Raw genomic sequence first — 18,151 nt, forward strand, 5'->3', positions numbered from 1 at the left:
AAATCAGCGCGTCCAGTCTTCAACCGCCAACCCGGGCACCATGGCGAATGCGCGATCGTTGGTCACCAGCGTCGCGCCACGGCTCTGCGCGTGAGCGGCGATCAGTTGATCCATCGCGCCCATGATTTTGCCCTTTCTCCCCATGTTTGCCCGCATTTCACCGTAGCAGCGGGCGGCCTCGCGATCCCATGCATAGACCGTCACCGCAGCAAGAAAGGCCTCGACCATGCTTTGCAACGCTTTGTTCCGCCGTTTGGCCACACCGTAAAGCAGTTCCGCCTCCGTGACGCTGGAAATACATACGGCAGAAGGCGGGAGCTTTTGCATGACGTTAAGCACCTGCGGATGCTGCCGAAACAAGTGGCTGACGGTGTTGGTATCAAACATGTACATCGCCTACTCTTCCTCTGAGAATGGATCGCGGTCTGCAACCCCTTGCTGACGATCTTCCGCGCCAAGAAACTCTTGCGGCACCGGCGTTTGGGCGATAATGCTCAGCAGCGGTGCCCAGCTGTCCGGCTTTGCCGGATATTTGGATAAAATCACGTTTCCCTCCCGATCGCGACGGATATACACACGATCCGTATCAAATTCAAATTCCACCGGTAACCTCACCGCCTGATTTCTACCGTTTTTAAACAGCTTGGCGATTCTTTCCATCTCGACACTCCACAGCAGGCATAGGCCAAAGCATATGCCTGCAGCGCGTCGATGCCAAGATCTATCGCTCACTTTTCACTCACCTTTACGTAGCGGGCAAACGGTAACGCGCAATGCTGCTCGATGAAACCACGTAATTGTCATTATGCGGCGCACTGCGCAATCACCGCGCCTTTCCTTAGCTTCCCGTGCGGCGCCGGGCTCACCGAATGAAAACTCCGCGCCGGCGCAAAAAAACTGCGCATTTTTTCGACTAAGCTGCTGTGAGGTTTAGCCGCCGATTTTCAAGCGATTGGCTACACTTACATCACGAATCGGAACCTACAGGAGAAGAACCATGGCAATCGGTCATTACGAGCTGAAAAAAGCAAAGAACGGACAGTACCACTTCAACCTGAAAGCCAGTAACGGCGAAATTATTCTGGCCAGCGAGATGTATGCCAGCAAAGCCTCGGCGGAGAACGGCATCGCCTCGGTGCAGACCAATTCACCGCACGAAGCGCAGTACGAACTGAAGCACAGCGCCAGCAATCAGCCCTATTTTGTGCTGAAGGCCAAGAACCATCAGGTGATCGGCGTCAGCGAAATGTACAGCTCCGAAAGCGCGGCCAAAAACGGTATCCAGTCGGTGACGAAAAACGGCCCGACCACCGATATCCGCGATTTGAGCGCCTGATCCCCCGTTTCGCCCGCGCGGTGGCCGCCACCGCGCGTTTTCCGTTTGACCGGGATCAATCTCCCTTGAATAAATCTGGTTAACTGCTGATTTCTTGCCGCGCTGCGGCTACAATCCCCCGTTTTTACTGCGCCATCAGGTGGCGTGGTGCTGACCTGAAATCAGACCGAGACACACTATGTTTACACCGGAACTTCTCTCCCCGGCCGGAACGCTGAAAAACATGCGTTACGCCTTTGCCTACGGCGCCGATGCGGTTTACGCCGGCCAGCCGCGCTACAGCCTGCGGGTACGCAACAACGAGTTCAACCACGAGAATCTGGCGCAGGGCATCAACGAAGCGCATGCGCTGGGCAAAAAATTCTACGTGGTGGTGAATATCGCCCCGCACAACGCCAAGCTGAAAACCTTCTTGCGCGATCTGAAGCCGGTTATCGATATGGGCCCGGATGCGCTGATCATGTCCGATCCTGGCCTTATCATGATGGTGCGCGAAGCCTTCCCGCAGATGGACATCCACCTGTCGGTGCAGGCCAATGCCGTTAACTGGGCGACGGTGAAGTTCTGGAAGCAAATGGGCTTGACCCGCGTGATCCTGTCGCGCGAACTGTCGCTGGAAGAGATTGCCGAGATCCGCGCCGAAGTGCCGGACATGGAGCTGGAGATCTTCGTCCACGGCGCGCTGTGCATGGCCTACTCCGGCCGCTGCCTGCTGTCCGGCTACATCAACAAACGCGATCCCAATCAGGGTACCTGCACCAATGCCTGCCGCTGGCAGTACAAAGCGGAGGAAGGCAAAGAGGACGACACCGGCAATATCGTGCACCTGCACGAACCGATCCCGGTGCAGACCGTCGAGCCGACGCTGGGCATCGGCGCGCCGACCGACAAGGTGTTCATGCTGTCTGAAGCGCAAAAGCCAGGTGAATATATGAGCGCCTTCGAAGACGAACACGGCACCTATATCATGAACTCCAAGGATCTGCGCGCCATCCAGCACGTGGAGCGTCTGACGCAGCTCGGCGTGCATTCGCTGAAGATCGAAGGGCGCACCAAGTCCTTCTACTACTGCGCCCGCACCGCCCAGGTCTACCGCCGCGCCATCGACGACGCCGTTGCCGGCAAACCGTTCGATCCGACCCTGCTCACCACGCTGGAAGGCCTGGCGCACCGCGGCTATACCGAAGGCTTCCTGCGCCGCCACGTGCACGAAGCACAGCAGAATTACGAATACGGCTCTTCGCTCTCCGAGCGCCAGCAGTTCGTCGGCGAGTTCACCGGCGTGCGCCGCGAAGGCTGGGCGGAAGTCGACGTGAAGAATAAATTCTCACTCGGCGACAGCGTCGAGATGATGACGCCAGGCGGCAACGTGCTGTTCACCCTCGAAAGCATGCAAAATAAGAAAGGCGAGCCGATTGAGGTCGCGCCGGGCAACGGCCATATCGTTTATTTGCCGATCCCGCAGGATATTGATCTCAATTATGCATTGCTGATCCGCAATTTGGCGGAAGAAAATAGCGCCGGAGCCTAACAATCAATCGTCGCCATTCGGCGGCGATTTTTAGCAAATATTAGAATTGGATCACATCAATGTGCCCGCAGCTTGGTTACTATCACGCTGCTTAAAACGAACAACGAAAATATTTGCATAGCAATACTAGGAACCACCTCCTTAGCCGGCCCAATCTCCCTTGGGCTGGCTTTTTCTTTATGGGTCCGCCATTGCCGCCGGTGCGCCTATTTTTCATTACGTTTTCCCGTTATCCATTTTAATAAAAATAATAACGCCACATCGATATATAAATAACGCTATAGCGATTAATCCTGCCGCCATTAAAATTCCGCTTATTGTCAGGTTAAATTCAGATAAATTCGCATCGTCTTCATATTCACGGCACAATAGGAAATAACCGGAATTAGCTGAATATTCTGATGGCTTGGCGGCGTAGGCTGGTTTATCTTGAGGCATTCTTGGTTTTCCGCCGGAGGGGATCGGTAATGCCTCAACACTCACATGCAGCCGCCCTGCTTATTCTCAACGGCAAGGGCGCCGGCAACGAAGAACTGCGTCAGGCGGTCACACGGCTGCGCGAAGAGCAAATCACGCTGTACGTGCGCGTGACCTGGGAGCACGGCGACGCCGCGCGCTACGTCGCGGAAGCTGCACAACTCGGCGTCGGCACCGTCGTCGCCGGCGGCGGTGACGGCACCATCAACGAAGTGGCCGCCGCGCTGGTGCAGCTGCCGGCGCATAACCGGCCGGCGCTGGGCATTCTGCCGCTCGGCACCGCCAACGACTTCGCCATGGCGTGCAATATCCCCCCATCCCCCGAACTGGCGCTGCAGCTGGCGATCAAGGGCCGCTCGGTGCCGATCGATCTGGCGAAGGTCAACGGCGAGCGCTACTTCATCAACATGGCCACCGGCGGCTTCGGCACCCGCATCACCACCGAGACACCGGAGAAGTTGAAGGCGGCCTTGGGCGGCGTGTCCTACTTCGTGCACGGCTTGCTGCGCATGGATACGCTGCAGGCCGACCGCTGTGAAATCCGCGGGCCGGACTTCCGCTGGGCCGGCGAAGCATTGGTGATCGGCATCGGCAACGGCAAGCAGGCCGGCGGCGGCCAGGAACTGTGCCCCAGCGCGCTGATCAACGACGGCCTGCTGCAGCTGCGCCTGCTGATCGCCGATGAACTGCTGCCGGCGCTGGTCGCCGCCCTGTTCAACGACGAAGAGAGCAACAGCATCCTCAGCGCGGCGCTGCCGTGGCTCGAGATCGACGCGCCGCATGAGATGACCTTCAACCTCGACGGCGAACCGCTCAAAGGCCGCCATTTCCGCATCGAAGTGTTGCCGCAGGCCATCGAATGCCGCCTGCCGCCTAACTGCGCCCTGCTGGGCTGACCTTGTCGGGCGCAGCCGCTGCGCCCCACTTCTTCCCCTCCGTTCATCCGCTTCCACTCGCGATCAAATGTGATCCTCTCCGGCAAATTCATCAATTCATACTTGTATGGTAGTTGGTTCATGACGTATTTTCGCGCTATCTCTCCGCAGCTACAGGATGTGAAGGTTATGAAAATCGTCAACGCCGAGGTGTTCGTCACCTGCCCGGGGCGCAACTTTGTCACGCTGAAAATCACCACCGATGACGGCATCATCGGCCTCGGTGACGCCACGCTGAACGGGCGCGAATTGCCGGTGGCCTCTTACCTGAAAGATCACCTCTGCCCGCAGTTGATCGGCCGCGACGCGCAGCGGATCGAAGACCTCTGGCAATTCTTCTACAAAGGCGCTTACTGGCGGCGCGGCCCGGTGACCATGTCGGCCATTTCCGCCGTCGACATGGCGCTGTGGGACATCAAGGCCAAGGCCGCCAACATGCCGCTGTATCAGCTGTTGGGCGGCGCCTCACGTTCGGGAGTGATGGTGTATTGCCATACCACCGGCCACTCGATCGACGAGGTGCTCGACGACTACGCCAAACATAAAGAACAAGGCTTCAAGGCGATCCGCGTGCAATGCGGCGTGCCCGGCATGAAAACCACCTACGGCATGGCCAAGGGCAAAGGCCAGGCCTATGAGCCGGCCACCAAGGGTGACTGGCCGGAAGAGCAGCTGTGGTCGACGGAAAAATACCTCGATTTCACCCCCAAACTGTTCGACGCGGTGCGCAACAGGTTCGGCTTCAACGAGCACCTGCTGCACGACATGCACCATCGCCTGACGCCAATTGAAGCGGCGCGCTTTGGTAAAAGCGCCGAGCCGTATCGCCTGTTCTGGATGGAGGATCCGACGCCGGCGGAAAATCAGGCCTGTTTCCGCCTGATCCGCCAGCATACCGTCACGCCGATCGCCGTCGGCGAGGTGTTCAACAGCATCTGGGACTGCAAACAGCTGATCGAAGAACAGCTGATCGACTACATCCGCACCACCCTGACGCACGCGGGCGGCATTACCGGCATGCGGCGCATCGCCGACTTCGCCTCGCTGTATCAGGTGCGCACCGGTTCTCACGGCCCTTCCGATCTGTCGCCGATCTGCATGGCGGCGGCGCTGCATTTCGATCTGTGGGTGCCGAACTTCGGCGTGCAGGAATACATGGGCTATTCCGAGCAGATGCTCGAGGTGTTCCCGCACAGCTGGACGTTCGACGACGGCTATATGCATCCGGGCGACAAGCCGGGCATCGGCATCGAGTTCGATGAGAAGCTGGCGGCCCGTTACCCGTATGAACCGGCCTACCTGCCGGTCGCGCGTCTGGAGGATGGCACCTTATGGAACTGGTAAACACCATGCGCAGCGTCGTGATCGAACAGCCCGGGCGCCTGGCGCTGCAGACGCGCGCGCTGCCGCAACCGGCGGCCGGCGAGGTGCGGGTCAAGGTGAAATTCGCCGGCATCTGCGGCTCCGACGTCCATATCTATCACGGCCATAACCCGTTCGCCCGCTACCCGCGGGTGATCGGCCACGAGTTCTTCGGCCTGATCGATGCGCTGGGCGAAGGCGTCGATCCGGCGCGCCTCGGCGAACGCGTCTCGGTAGACCCGGTGGTGAGCTGCGGCCACTGCTATCCCTGTTCGGTCGGCCGCCCCAACGTCTGCACCTCGCTGCAGGTGATCGGCGTGCACCGCGACGGCGGCTTCAGCGACTACGCCTGCGTGCCGGCACGCAACGCCTATCCGGTTCCGGCCGCCATCAGCGATCGCCACGCCGCGATGATCGAGCCCTTCAGCATCGCCGCCAACATTACCGCCCATCTGCAACCGCGCCCCGACGACATCGCGCTGATCTACGGCGCCGGGCCGATGGGGCTCACGGTGATCCAGACGCTGAAAGGCGTGTACGGCGTCAAGCAGGTGTGGGTCGTCGATCGCATCGCCGAACGGCTGGACATGGCACGCGCCAACGGTGCCGACGAAGTATTCAACAACGCCGAGGCCGCATTGCCGCAGGCGCTGCAGCAGCGCGGCGTTCAGCCGACGCTGATCGTCGATGCCGCCTGCCACCCCGCCATTTTGCCGGAGGCGATCGCGCTGGCTTCGCCGGCGGCGCGCATCGGCATCATGGGCTTTTCCGGCGACGCTTGCACCCTGACCCAGCAGAGCATCACCAGCAAGGAGCTGTCGATCTTCTCCTCGCGCCTGAACAGCGCGCGCTTCCCACAGGTGATCGCCTGGATGGCGGACGGCAAGCTAGACCCGCAGCGGCTACTCACCCACTGCGTGCCCGCCGGCGACGTCGAACGGGCAATGCAGATGTTCGAGCGGGATCAGCGCACCTGCTGCAAGGTACTGCTGCAGTTCGAGTAACGTCACGGCAGCATCGGGGCATGGGGCGGCACCCGCCGCCCGTGCAAACAACGAAGCATCACGATTAAAACGACACCCAGTGGAGTGCTTTATGTTTAAAAACCTGCGTTGGACCATCGTGTTCCTGCTGTTCATGGTCTACATGATCAACTACCTCGATCGCGTGGCGCTGTCGATCACCGTGCCGATGATCGAACAGGATCTGATGCTGAACGCCGAACAGTTCGGCCTGATCTTCGGCAGCTTCTTCTTCGGCTACGCCATCTTCAACTTCGTCGGCGGGCTGGCGGTCGACCGCTTCGGCCCGACGCTGGTGCTGGGCGTGGCGGTCGGCCTGTGGTCCATCTTCTGCGGCATGACGGCGATCGCCACCGGCTTTTACTCAATGCTGATCCTGCGCGTCCTGTTCGGCATGGCCGAAGGGCCGATCTGCGCCTCGGCCAACAAGATGATCAACGGCTGGTTCCCGAAGAAACAGGCGGCGACCGCTATGGGCCTGCTCAGCGCCGGTTCACCGTTGGGCGGCGCGGTGGCCGGGCCGATCGTCGGCTATCTGGCGCTGGCGTTCGGCTGGCGGCCGGCGTTTATGATCATCTGCGCCATCGGCATCGTCTGGATGCTGGTGTGGTTCTTCGTGGTGGCGGATAACCCGGCGAAAAGCCAACGCGTCAGCAACGAAGAACGGGCGCTGATCGCACAGTTGAAACAGGAAAATCTCGGCGAGGAAAGCGCGCTGAGCGACGCCGTTCACGGGCTGGGTTACTACCTGAAGCAGCCGATCATTCTGGTCACCGCCTTCGCCTTCTTCTGCTACAACTACATTCTGTTCTTCTTCCTGAGCTGGTTCCCCTCGTATCTGGTGCAGGCGCACAACCTGAACATCAAAGAGATGAGCCTGACCACGATGATCCCGTGGATCGTCGGCTTCGTCGGGCTGGCGCTCGGGGGCTATATTTCCGACAAGATCTTCAACATCACCGGCAAATTGCTGCTGTCGCGCAAGATCGTGCTGGTCACCAGCCTGCTGGCGGCGGCGGTGTGCGTGGCGCTGGCAGGCACTGTCAGCAGCGTGGTGCCGGCGGTGATGCTGATGTCGGTGTCGATCTTCTTCCTTTACATCACCGGCGCTCTCTACTGGGCGATCATCCAGGACGTGGTGCATAAATCCCGGGTCGGCGGCGCCAGCGGGTTCATTCATTTGATCGGCAGCGTCTCCGGCATCATCGGGCCGATCGTCACCGGCTACATCGTGCAGAACACCGGCAAATTCGACAGCGCCTTTATGCTGGCGGGCGGCGTCGCCGCGCTGGGCGCGCTGCTGGTGCTGCTGGTGATCAAGGCGCCGCGCGCAACGGCGGGCGTGCAAATCTTAAAACCCTAACGCCAGACGGGGCGGCTTCGCCCCTTTGCTTACCTCTCCAGGGACATTGAACATGAGACTTTCCGACCACAGCGCGCTGCCGGCCGCCGTTATCCGGCCCGGCTACGCACGTGAGCGCGTGAAACCGCGCATGGCGCATATCGGCTTCGGCGCGTTTCACCGCGCGCACCAGGCGATGTACGCCGACAGGCTGGCCAGCGAGCACGGCAGTGACTGGGGTTACTGCGAAATCAGCATGCAGCACGGCCAGCAAAAGATCGCCGACCTACGGCAACAGGACCTGCTGTTCTCGGTGGCGGAGATGGACGACGACGGCTGGCGGGGCCGGGTCATCGGCGTGGTTCGCCAGGCGCTGCACTTGCAAACCGACGGGCTGGCGGCGGTGCTGGCGGCCCTGACACAGCCTGAGATCGCCATCGTCTCGCTGACCATCAGCGAAAAGGGCTATTGCTACCACCCCGCCAGCGGTCGGCTGATGGAGGAACACCCGGCGATCGCGCACGATATCGCCCACCCGGCACAGCCGCAGTCGGCGCCGGGGCTGCTGCTGGCGGCGCTGCGCCTGCGCCGTGAACGCGGGCTGCCGCCGTTCGCCGTGATGTCCTGCGATAACATGCCGGCTAACGGCCGGGTCACGCGCCAGGTGCTGGTCGAACTGGCGCAGCGGCAGGATCCGGCGTTGGCCGACTGGGTGCGTCAAGAGGTCGCCTTCCCTTCCACCATGGTGGATCGCATCGTGCCGGCGGTAACGCCGGAGGCCCGCCGACAGTTGCGCACCTGGCTGGGCGGCGTCGAGGATGACGTCAGCGTGGCCTGCGAGCCGTTCAGCCAGTGGGTCATTGAGGACCGATTTCCTCAGGGGCGCCCGGCCTGGGAAAAGGCCGGCGCCGAACTGGTGAGCGACGTGCTGCCGTATGAGGAGATGAAGCTGCGCATGCTGAACGGCAGCCATTCGTTCCTCGCCTACCTCGGCTATCTGGCCGGTTATCAGCACGTCGGCGACTGTATGCAGGATGCGGAATTTGTCCGCGCCGCCCGTCACCTGATGCTGGCGGAACAGGCGCCGACCCTGCAGGTGCCGAACGTCGATTTGGCGCAGTATGCCGACTCGCTGCTGCAGCGTTACCGCAACCGCGCGCTGAAGCACCGCACCGCGCAGATCGCCATGGACGGCACGCAGAAGCTGCCGCAACGGCTGCTGGACGCGATCCGCTGGCATCTGGCGCGCGGCAGCCGCTTCGACTGCCTGGCGCTGGGCGTCGCCGGCTGGATGCGCTACGTCGGCGGCCGCGATGAACAAGGCGAGCCGATCGCCATCAGCGACCCGCTGCGCGAGCGCCTCGCCGCGTTGGTCGCCGGCAGCGAGGAAGGCCGGCCCCGCGTCCTGGCGCTGCTGCAACTCGACAGCGTCTTCGGCCACGATCTGCCCGATTCGCCTGACTTCGTCCGCGCCGTCAGCCACGCTTATCATCAACTGCTGAGCCAGGGGGCCAAAGCCGCCGTCGCCGCTCTGCCGCTTACCGACCGGGAGGTTTCCGATGACCGTCACCACGCATAACGCCGTCAATACCGGCAATCAACCGCTGCTGCGGCGCGTCGCCAGCGCTTCGGCCATCGGTACCGCCGCCGAATATTATGATTTCTTCGCTTACGGCACCGCCGCGGTGCTGTTCTTCGGCCAGCTGTTTTTCCCCAGCGCCGATCCGCTGATCAGCACGCTGGCGGCCTTCGCCACCTACGCGGTCGGTTTCCTGGCGCGCCCGCTGGGCGGCATCGTGTTCGGCCACATCGGCGACAAGGTCGGCCGCAAGAAGGCGCTGGTGATCACCATCCTGATCGTCGGCCTCGGCACCTTCTGCATCGGCCTGCTGCCCACCTATGAGCAGATCGGCATCTGGGCGCCGCTCGCGCTGATCTTTATCCGCGTGCTGCAGGGCTTCGGCGTCGGCGGCGAACAGGCAGGCGCGGTGCTGATGACCGCCGAATATGCGCCGCCGCCCCAGCGTGGCTTCTACGCCAGTTGGGTGCAGATCGGCGCGCCCGCCGGTTTCCTGCTGCCGTCCGGGCTGTTCGCGCTGCTGACCGCCGTGCTGTCACCGGCGCAGATGCTGGACTGGGGCTGGCGCATTCCGTTCCTGCTCAGCCTGCTGCTGGTGCTGGTCGGGCTGTTTATTCGCCTGAGGATCGACGAATCGCCGGTGTTTACCCAGATCCGCGCCACCAAAGCGGTGGAGAGCCGGCCGGTGGTGGAAGTGGCCCGCCGCTATCCCGGCCTTATCGGCAAAGGGGTATGTGCCAAGCTGATCGAAGCCTGCGCCTTCGCCATGTTCACGGTGATCGTATTGGCCTACGGCAAGGCCAACCACCTCAACGAAACCATTCTGCTGGAGGCGATGATCGTGGCGGTGCTGCTGGAGATTTTCGCCATTCCGCTGATGGGCCGCCTCTCCGATCGGCTGGGGCGCAAACCGGTTTACATCGCCGGCGCGCTGCTGCAGGTGGTGTGCATCGTGCCGTTCTTTATGGCGATCAACCTCGATAGCTTCTGGGTGACGCAGATCGCCATGATCGTGGTGCTGACCTTCGGCCACAGCATGTGCTACGCGCCGCAGGCCTCCTACTTCCCGGAGCTGTTCCCCACCCGCGTGCGCTGCAGCGGCATCGCGCTGATCTGGCAGATCGGCTCGCTGATCGGCAGCGGCATTCTCGGGCTGTTGGCGGTGAAGATCCTGCAGGTGACCGGCGGCCACTACTACGGGCTGGCGGGGTACATGATGGTGCTGGGCGTGGTGTCGGCCATCGGCCTGAGCCTGATGCCGGAAACTGCGCCAGCGCGGCGCAAGCAGGAATATCAGGATTGGCATCACTGAGTTACCCTGCTCGGCGGGCGGATTTATCCCCCCGCCCTTAACCAATAATCTGCTAGTATGGTGGCATTCGAATTCCAGCCAGATGCCTGATTGTCGCCATGTCTGAAACGTACAGCCTCACCAACAACGTCCCGGTCAACCAACAGATCTATCGCTTCCTGCGCAAGGATATCGTCGACTGCACCATCCCCCCCGGCACCCTGCTGTCCGAGAAAGAGATTTCTACCCGCTTTTGCGTTTCGCGCCAGCCGGTGCGCGAAGCCTTCATCAAGCTGGCGGAGGCCGGCCTGGTGCAGATCCTGCCGCAGCGCGGCACCTTCGTGATGAAGATTTCCGCCAAGCGCGTGGCCGACGGGCGCTTTATCCGTCAGGCGGTGGAATGCGCCATCGTGCGCCGCGCGGCCGAGCGCGCCACCCCGGCGCAGCTGATGACGCTGGAGCATAATCTGCACCGCCAGGCGCTGGCGGCGCAGAACGGGCAAACGCGCGAGTTTTTGGCGCTGGACGACGAATTCCACCAACTGCTGACCCAGTTTGCCGACTGCCCGCTGGCGTGGGAGACCATCGAAACCATCAAGGCCACCATGGATCGAGTGCGTTTCCTCAGCCTGAGCGAAGTCTCGCCGCCAGAGAGCCTGATCAAGCAGCACTACCGCATCTACGAGGCGCTGAAAGCGCGCGATGCCGAGGCGGCGGAGCGCGCCATCCACGATCACCTGCAGGAGATGATCTACTCCATCACCCCGATCGCCCTGCAGAACACCGAGTGGTTCGAGATCGAATAATCAATCGCTTAGCGCGCCGGGGGCGATCGCCCCCGCGTATTTGGCCACGCCAATGGCATTTCCTCTCAATCGCATCTATTGTTTGTCCTTGCCGGATCAAGTTCGGTAGCATCGCTTTACAGCTTCAATCACCGCTTTTTTACTGCGCCGGTGGTCAAAAACCCTTGCATTGCCGGTGTATGAAGAAGCTTAATCGGGAGTGAATCATGACTGATATTGTGCAGTTGCTAGGAAAGGAAGCGGAAGATCTGCTGCAACACCGCTGTACCACTATCCCCGCCGAGAATCTCTACCTGCCGGGCGACGACTTCGTCGACCGCGTAATGATCGATAACAACCGCCCCAACAGCGTGCTGCGTTCGATGCAAACCCTGTTCAACCACGGCCGCCTGGCCGGCACCGGCTACCTGTCTATCCTGCCGGTCGATCAGGGCATAGAGCACTCCGCCGCCGCCTCGTTCGCCGCCAACCCGCTGTATTTCGATCCGAAGAACATCGTCGAGCTGGCGATTGAAGCTGGCTGTAACTGCGTCGCCTCCACTTACGGCGTGCTGGCGTCGGTATCGCGCCGCTACGCGCACAAGATCCCGTTCCTGGTCAAACTCAACCACAACGAAACGCTGAGCTACCCGACCCAGTACGACCAGACCCTGTACGCCAGCGTCGAGCAGGCATTCAACATGGGCGCGGTGGCGGTCGGCGCCACCATTTACTTCGGCTCCGAGCAGTCGCGCCGCCAGATCGAAGAGATCTCGATCGCCTTCGAGCGCGCGCATGAGCTGGGCATGGTCACCGTGTTGTGGGCCTATCTGCGTAACCCGGCGTTCACCAAGGACGGCGTGGACTACCACTCCAGCGCCGATCTGACCGGCCAGGCTAACCACATCGCCGCCACCATCGGCGCCGACATCGTCAAACAGAAAATGGCGGAAAACAACGGCGGCTACCGTGCGGTGAAATTCGGCTATACCGACGATCGCGTCTACAACAAACTGACCACCGATCACCCGATCGATCTGGTGCGCTACCAGCTGGCCAACTGCTACATGGGCCGCGCTGGACTGATCAACTCCGGCGGCGCCGCCGGTGAGAACGACCTGCAGGAATCGGTGCGCACCGCGGTGATCAACAAACGCGCCGGCGGCATGGGCCTGATCCTGGGGCGCAAGGCGTTCAAGAAATCGATGAAAGACGGCGTGGCGCTGATCAACGCCGTGCAAGACGCCTACCTGGACAAGAAGGTCACTATCGCCTGATGTGACGGACCGCCTGTCCCAAAGCCCGGTTCGCCGGGCTTTTTTGTGCCCGTCCCCCTAAACCCGACGCCGTCAACCTTCTCTTTCTTTCACCTTAAACTTTCAAAATAAAATATTTATCTTTCAAATTGTGATCTATTTAAAACAAATAGCCCACCAAAGTGACTACTGTAAGGCCCATGGCGACAGAGCCGCCGTTCGCTCCAGGCCATATCAGTCCATTACAGGAGAACATAATGATTGAGCTAATCACCCACGGCGCCGAGTGGTTTATCGGCCTGTTTCAGAAAGGCGGTGAAGTGTTTGTCGGCATGGTGACCGGCATTTTACCTTTGTTGATCAGCCTGTTGGTTATCATGAACGCGCTGATCAAATTTGTTGGCCAGGAACGTATCGAACGATTGGCGCAGCGCTGCGCGGGCAACCCCGTTTCGCGTTATCTGCTGCTGCCGCTAATTGGCACCTTTGTCTTCTGCAACCCGATGACCCTCAGCCTGGGGCGCTTCATGCCGGAGAAATACAAGCCGAGCTACTACGCGGCGGCCTCCTACAGCTGCCACTCGATGAACGGCCTGTTTCCGCACATCAACCCCGGCGAACTGTTCGTTTATCTCGGCATCGCCAGCGGCCTGACCACCCTCGGTCTGCCGCTCGGCCCGCTGGCGGTGAGCTATTTCCTGGTGGGGCTGTTCACCAACTTCTTCCGCGGCTGGGTCACCGATCTGACCACCAGCCTGTTTGAACGCAAGATGGGCATCCGTCTGGATCGCCAGGTGCAACTTTAATTCGTGGAGTGCAGCATGAGTGCTTATATCCGTATTGAAAAAGGCGCCAGCGGCTGGGGCGGCCCCCTGGAATTGCCGATCGAACCCGGTAAAAAAGTGGTGTACATCACCGCCGGCACCCGGCCTTCGATCGTCGATCGCCTCAGCGAATTGACCGGCTGGCCGGCCGTCGACGGTTTCAAAGAGGGCGAGCCGCCGGCGGAAGAGATCGGCGTGGCGGTGATCGACTGCGGCGGCACCCTGCGCTGCGGCCTGTATCCGAAACGCCGCATTCCGACAGTCAACATCCACGCCACCGGCCAGTCCGGCCCGCTGGCGCAGTTTATCCTCGAAGACATCTATGTCTCCGGCGTGCGCGACCACAACATCAGCCGAATCGAAGCGGCAGATAGCCAACCCGCCGCCGCCGTTGCAGCGCCGCCCAAGGCGCGCGACTACGACACCAGCAAGAAAATCACCGAGCAAAGCGACGGGCTGTTGGCGAAGGTCGGCATGGGCATGGGATCGGTGGTGGCGGTGTTCTTCCAGGCCGGGCGCGACACCATCGACACCGTGCTGAAGACCATCCTGCCGTTTATGGCGTTCGTCTCGGCCTTGATCGGCATCATCATGGCCTCCGGCCTCGGGGACTTTATCGCTCACGGCCTGACGCCGCTGGCCAATAGCCCGATCGGCCTGGTAACGCTGGCGCTGATCTGCTCATTCCCGCTGCTGTCGCCGTTCCTCGGCCCCGGCGCGGTCATCGCCCAGGTGATCGGCGTGCTGGTCGGGGTGCAGATCGGCCTCGGCCATATTCCGCCGCAGCTGGCGCTGCCCGCACTGTTCGCCATCAACGCGCAGGCCGCCTGCGACTTCATTCCGGTCGGCCTGTCGCTGGCGGAAGCCAAGCAGGACACCGTGCGAGTCGGCGTGCCTTCAGTGCTGGTCGGCCGCTTCCTGACCGGCGCGCCGACGGTGTTGATCGCCTGGGCCGCCTCGGCCTTCATTTATCAATAAGTTGATCCCTAGGGAGACATTTATGCACACCATTTTTCATACCACCATCACACAGATCGGCGGCTGCGCCCGCGACGCGTTGCTGGACAACATGCTGATCACTTTCCGTGAAGGTGCGCCGGCGGATATCGAAGAGTTCTGCTTCATCCACCGCCACGGTGCGACCGCCGGCGAGCTGCAGGTCGGCGGCGTGATGGAGCTGGCGCAGCAGCGCTACGCCATCACCGCCGTCGGCAGCGTCGCCACGCAGAATCTGCGCGAACTGGGCCACATCACCGTGCGCTTCGACGGCGAAGCCGAAGCCGAATTCCCCGGATCGATCCACGTATCCGGCCCGACGCCGACCGATATCCCGTTGGGCAGCACGCTGTCATTTATCGCATAAGGAGTAGACCATGTCTGAAGTAGCTGTAGTGATTGGCGGCGGCCAAACGTTAGGCGCCTTTTTGTCCCACGGGCTGGCGCAGGCCGGTTATCGGGTGGCGGTGGCCGATCTGAACGCCGACAATGCCAATCGGGTGGCACAGCAGATCAACGAAGCGTTTGGCGCAGGTAGCGCCTGCGGTTTTCAGGCCGACGCCACCGACGAGCAGAGCGTGATCGCGTTGGCAGCGGCGGTTGACCGGGCATTCGGCCAGGCCAACCTGCTGGTGTACAGCGCCGGCATCGCCAAGGCGGCGCCGATCACCGACTTCCCGCTGGGCGACTTCGACCGCTCGCTGCAGGTGAACCTGGTGGGCTATTTCCTCTGCGCCCGCGAGTTCTCGCGCCTGATGATCCGCGACGGCATCGCCGGGCGCATCATTCAGATCAACTCCAAGTCCGGCAAGGTCGGCAGCAAGCACAACTCCGGCTACAGCGCCGCCAAGTTCGGCGGCGTGGGGCTGACGCAGTCGCTGGCGCTCGATCTGGCGGAGTACGGCATCACCGTGCATTCGCTGATGCTCGGCAACCTGCTGAAGTCGCCGATGTTCCAGTCGCTGCTGCCGCAATACGCGCAAAAACTGGGCATCGCACCGGACCAGGTGGAGCAGTACTACATCGACAAGGTGCCGCTGAAACGCGGTTGCGACTATCAGGACGTGCTGAACACCCTGCTGTTCTACGCCAGCGAGAAGGCCTCTTACTGCACCGGCCAGTCGATCAACATCACCGGCGGCCAGGTAATGTTCTGACGCCACCGACGCCCCCTCCCGCGGAAGGGGGCCTAAGGAGAACCCCATGACACAAGCTCTGATCGCCTTCGCACTGCTGGCCTGGCTGCTGCAAATCGCCTTCGGCTGGTGGCAACTGCAGCGCTTCAACCGCGCCTTCGACGGCCTGTGCCAACTGGGCGCCGTCGGCGTCGGCCGTTCCGGCGGCCGTTTCCGCCCGCGGGTGGTGCTGGCGCTGGCCTTCGATGCCGATCGGCGGGTGTGCGGCAGCCTGTTGCTACGCGGCCTGACCGTTTTCGCCCAGCCCCGCCCGCTGCCTCGATTACACGGTTTGCATCAGCGGGATTTGCGCCCGGATGTGATCTTCCCCGAGGATCGCGCATGCCAGTCTGCACTATCGTTAGCGATTGAACCCAAATCGTGATATTTTCACATTAAAAGGCATTACCTTTCATAGTGAATTATTCAGCGAGGGGAAATGCCCCACTCTTGTGAACGGGAATCGCGATGAAACCAAAGCAGCGGCAGGCCGCTATCCTTGAATATCTGCAGCGGCATGGCAAAACGGCAGTGGACGCCCTGGCAGAGCATTTCTCCACCACCGGCACCACCATCCGCAAGGATCTCACCCTGCTGGAAGACGAAGGCGAGGTGATCCGCACCTACGGCGGCGTGGTGCTCAGCCGCGACGACGGCGATCAGCCGATCGACCGCAAAACCCATATCAATACCGAGAAAAAGCGCCACATCGCCAGCGCCGCTGTGGCGCTGATCGCCGACGGGGACTCGCTGATCTTCGACGCCGGCAGCACGGTGCTGCAGATGGTGCCGCACCTGGCGCAGTTCAATAACATCACGGTGATGACCAATAGCCTGACCATCGTCAACGCGCTGGTGGAGCTGGACAACGATCAGACCATCCTGATGCCAGGCGGCACCTACCGCAAAAAATCGGCCTCGTTCCACGGCAGCCTGGCCGAATCGGCGTTCCAGCAGTTCAGCTTCGACAAGCTGTTTATCGGCGCGGACGGCGTCGATCTCAACGCCGGCGTCACCACTTTCAACGAAGTGCACAACGTCAGCAAAGCGATGTGCGAAGCCGCCGGCCGCATTATTCTGTTGGTAGACTCCTCGAAATTCGGCCGCAAGAGCCCGAACGTGGTGTGCGAACTCAGCGCCGTCGACACGCTGATCACCGACCGAGACATCAACCCCGATTACCTCGCCGCCCTGCAGGCGAAAGGCATCAATATCCTTCTGGTAGGAGACCCCGATGAGTAACGCCAACGCCCTGCTCGCCTTCGCCCGCGAAACGCTGGAGATCGAGCTGACCGAAGCGCAGCGCCTGCTGGCGCGCCTGGACGACAACTTCGTCTGCGCCTGCGAACTGCTGCTGAACTGCCGTGGCAAAGCGGTGATTTCCGGCATCGGCAAGTCCGGCCATATCGGCAAGAAGATCGCCGCGTCGCTGGCCAGCACCGGCACGCCGTCGTTCTTCGTGCACCCGGCCGAGGCGCTGCACGGCGATCTCGGCATGATCGGCGCCGACGACGTGGTGGTGTTCATCTCCTACTCCGGCCGCGCCAAAGAGCTGGACCTGATCCTGCCGCTGCTGGCGGAGAACGGTATTCCGGTGATCGCCGTTACCGGCGGCAAAGAGTCGCCGCTGGCGCAGGCCGCGGCCTGCGTGTTGGATATCGGCGTCGAGCGAGAAGCCTGCCCAATGGGGCTGGCGCCCACCTCCAGCGCGGTCAACACCCTGATGATGGGCGATGCCCTGGCGATGGCGCTGATGCGCCAGCGCGGTTTCAACGCGGAAGACTTCGCCCGCTCGCACCCGGGCGGCAGTCTGGGCGCGCGCCTGCTGAACCGCGTGCATCACCTGATGCGCACCGGCGATCGCCTGCCGCGCGTGAGCGAAAGCGCCAACGTGATGGAAGCGATGCTGGAACTGAGCCGCACCGGGCTCGGGTTGGTGGCGGTCTGCGACGCGCAGCAGCGGGTGGTGGGCGTATTTACCGACGGCGACCTGCGCCGCTGGCTGGTGAAGGGCAACAGCCTGCAGGATCCGCTCAGCCCGGCGATCACCCGCCCCGGCTATCGGCTGCCGGAGCAGTGGCGCGCCGGCGAGGCGCTGGAAGCGCTGCACGAACAGCACATCAGCGCGGCCCCGGTGGTCGATATGGACGGTGTGTTGGTGGGGGCGCTCAACCTGCACGATCTGCATCAGGCCGGCATCGGCTGATCAACGCCGGGGGCGCCATCACCGGCGCCCCCGG

Annotated in this window: 20 protein-coding genes; 17 read left to right on the top strand and 3 right to left on the bottom strand. The window is 61.8% G+C overall.

All coding sequences use genetic code 11. From position 1 onward, the window contains the following. Positions 1–3 precede the first annotated feature (3 nt). Both ACJ8J5_RS18970 and ACJ8J5_RS18975 read right to left on the bottom strand, forming a co-directional pair. The gene (locus ACJ8J5_RS18970) at positions 4–393 is read right to left on the bottom strand and encodes a type II toxin-antitoxin system VapC family toxin (RefSeq protein ID WP_025303864.1); all 390 of its coding nucleotides are present in this window, start codon (positions 391–393) and stop codon (positions 4–6) included. 3 nt (positions 394–396) lie between these two features. After that, positions 397–660 (bottom strand): antitoxin, encoded by a 264-nt coding sequence (locus ACJ8J5_RS18975; RefSeq protein WP_004941563.1) that lies wholly within the window; start codon positions 658–660, stop codon positions 397–399. Between the two features lie 337 nt (positions 661–997). Here ACJ8J5_RS18975 and ACJ8J5_RS18980 point away from each other — a divergent pair, with 337 nt between their 5' ends. Further along, positions 998–1,336, top strand: coding sequence for a YegP family protein (locus ACJ8J5_RS18980; RefSeq protein WP_016926703.1), 339 nt, complete (start codon positions 998–1,000; stop codon positions 1,334–1,336). 178 nt (positions 1,337–1,514) lie between these two features. Beyond that, positions 1,515–2,867 carry a prephenate-dependent tRNA uridine(34) hydroxylase TrhP gene (gene trhP, locus ACJ8J5_RS18985; RefSeq protein WP_025303865.1) on the top strand — a complete coding sequence of 451 codons (1,353 nt, stop codon included), beginning with the start codon at positions 1,515–1,517 and terminating at the stop codon, positions 2,865–2,867. A gap of 216 nt (positions 2,868–3,083) precedes the next feature. Here trhP and ACJ8J5_RS18990 read toward each other — a convergent pair whose 3' ends face one another. Continuing rightward, positions 3,084–3,305 carry a hypothetical protein gene (locus ACJ8J5_RS18990; RefSeq protein ID WP_141998673.1) on the bottom strand — a complete coding sequence of 74 codons (222 nt, stop codon included), beginning with the start codon at positions 3,303–3,305 and terminating at the stop codon, positions 3,084–3,086. 29 nt (positions 3,306–3,334) lie between these two features. Here ACJ8J5_RS18990 and yegS point away from each other — a divergent pair, with 29 nt between their 5' ends. The 15 genes from yegS (at position 3,335) to gutQ (ending at position 18,117) form a co-directional block, all read left to right on the top strand. Continuing rightward, positions 3,335–4,240, top strand: a complete 906-nt coding sequence (yegS, locus tag ACJ8J5_RS18995) for a lipid kinase YegS (protein ID WP_043137977.1) — start codon at positions 3,335–3,337, stop codon at positions 4,238–4,240. Positions 4,241–4,408: 168 nt separating this feature from the next. Beyond that, the gene (gene manD, locus ACJ8J5_RS19000; protein WP_025303867.1) at positions 4,409–5,623 is read left to right on the top strand and encodes a D-mannonate dehydratase ManD; all 1,215 of its coding nucleotides are present in this window, start codon (positions 4,409–4,411) and stop codon (positions 5,621–5,623) included. A gap of 5 nt (positions 5,624–5,628) precedes the next feature. Continuing rightward, on the top strand, positions 5,629–6,645 hold the full coding sequence (locus ACJ8J5_RS19005; RefSeq protein ID WP_173888398.1) for a Zn-dependent oxidoreductase: 1,017 nt from the start codon (positions 5,629–5,631) through the stop codon (positions 6,643–6,645). A gap of 91 nt (positions 6,646–6,736) precedes the next feature. Continuing rightward, positions 6,737–8,026 (top strand): MFS transporter, encoded by a 1,290-nt coding sequence (locus ACJ8J5_RS19010; RefSeq protein WP_334274000.1) that lies wholly within the window; start codon positions 6,737–6,739, stop codon positions 8,024–8,026. Between the two features lie 52 nt (positions 8,027–8,078). Continuing rightward, on the top strand, positions 8,079–9,584 hold the full coding sequence (locus ACJ8J5_RS19015) for a mannitol dehydrogenase family protein (protein ID WP_197811309.1): 1,506 nt from the start codon (positions 8,079–8,081) through the stop codon (positions 9,582–9,584). Next, positions 9,565–10,896, top strand: a complete 1,332-nt coding sequence (locus ACJ8J5_RS19020; RefSeq protein ID WP_060434399.1) for an MFS transporter — start codon at positions 9,565–9,567, stop codon at positions 10,894–10,896. The genes ACJ8J5_RS19015 and ACJ8J5_RS19020 overlap by 20 nt, the downstream gene beginning before the upstream one ends. A 98-nt stretch (positions 10,897–10,994) precedes the next feature. Then, positions 10,995–11,681, top strand: a complete 687-nt coding sequence (locus ACJ8J5_RS19025; protein WP_025303872.1) for a GntR family transcriptional regulator — start codon at positions 10,995–10,997, stop codon at positions 11,679–11,681. Between the two features lie 206 nt (positions 11,682–11,887). Beyond that, the gene (gene fbaB, locus ACJ8J5_RS19030; protein WP_025303873.1) at positions 11,888–12,937 is read left to right on the top strand and encodes a class I fructose-bisphosphate aldolase; all 1,050 of its coding nucleotides are present in this window, start codon (positions 11,888–11,890) and stop codon (positions 12,935–12,937) included. A 236-nt stretch (positions 12,938–13,173) separates the two neighbouring features. Next, complete coding sequence (srlA, locus tag ACJ8J5_RS19035) at positions 13,174–13,722, top strand: PTS glucitol/sorbitol transporter subunit IIC (RefSeq protein WP_004941528.1); 549 nt, start codon at positions 13,174–13,176, stop codon at positions 13,720–13,722. A 15-nt stretch (positions 13,723–13,737) separates the two neighbouring features. Then, positions 13,738–14,718, top strand: a complete 981-nt coding sequence (gene srlE / locus ACJ8J5_RS19040) for a PTS glucitol/sorbitol transporter subunit IIB (RefSeq protein WP_025303875.1) — start codon at positions 13,738–13,740, stop codon at positions 14,716–14,718. 22 nt (positions 14,719–14,740) lie between these two features. Beyond that, positions 14,741–15,103, top strand: coding sequence for a PTS glucitol/sorbitol transporter subunit IIA (srlB, locus tag ACJ8J5_RS19045; RefSeq protein WP_004941520.1), 363 nt, complete (start codon positions 14,741–14,743; stop codon positions 15,101–15,103). 10 nt (positions 15,104–15,113) lie between these two features. Further along, positions 15,114–15,893, top strand: a complete 780-nt coding sequence (gene srlD, locus ACJ8J5_RS19050) for a sorbitol-6-phosphate dehydrogenase (RefSeq protein ID WP_193402814.1) — start codon at positions 15,114–15,116, stop codon at positions 15,891–15,893. Between the two features lie 46 nt (positions 15,894–15,939). After that, on the top strand, positions 15,940–16,296 hold the full coding sequence (gutM, locus tag ACJ8J5_RS19055) for a transcriptional regulator GutM (protein ID WP_043138008.1): 357 nt from the start codon (positions 15,940–15,942) through the stop codon (positions 16,294–16,296). 83 nt (positions 16,297–16,379) lie between these two features. Then, positions 16,380–17,153, top strand: a complete 774-nt coding sequence (gene srlR / locus ACJ8J5_RS19060; RefSeq protein WP_025303878.1) for a glucitol operon DNA-binding transcriptional repressor SrlR — start codon at positions 16,380–16,382, stop codon at positions 17,151–17,153. Further along, positions 17,146–18,117 carry an arabinose-5-phosphate isomerase GutQ gene (gene gutQ / locus ACJ8J5_RS19065; protein WP_016926691.1) on the top strand — a complete coding sequence of 324 codons (972 nt, stop codon included), beginning with the start codon at positions 17,146–17,148 and terminating at the stop codon, positions 18,115–18,117. Before srlR ends, gutQ begins: the two co-directional genes overlap by 8 nt. Positions 18,118–18,151: the final 34 nt, after the last annotated feature.

This window comes from Serratia sp. CY43202 (genome assembly GCF_052168755.1).
Taxonomy (GTDB): domain Bacteria; phylum Pseudomonadota; class Gammaproteobacteria; order Enterobacterales; family Enterobacteriaceae; genus Serratia; species Serratia bockelmannii.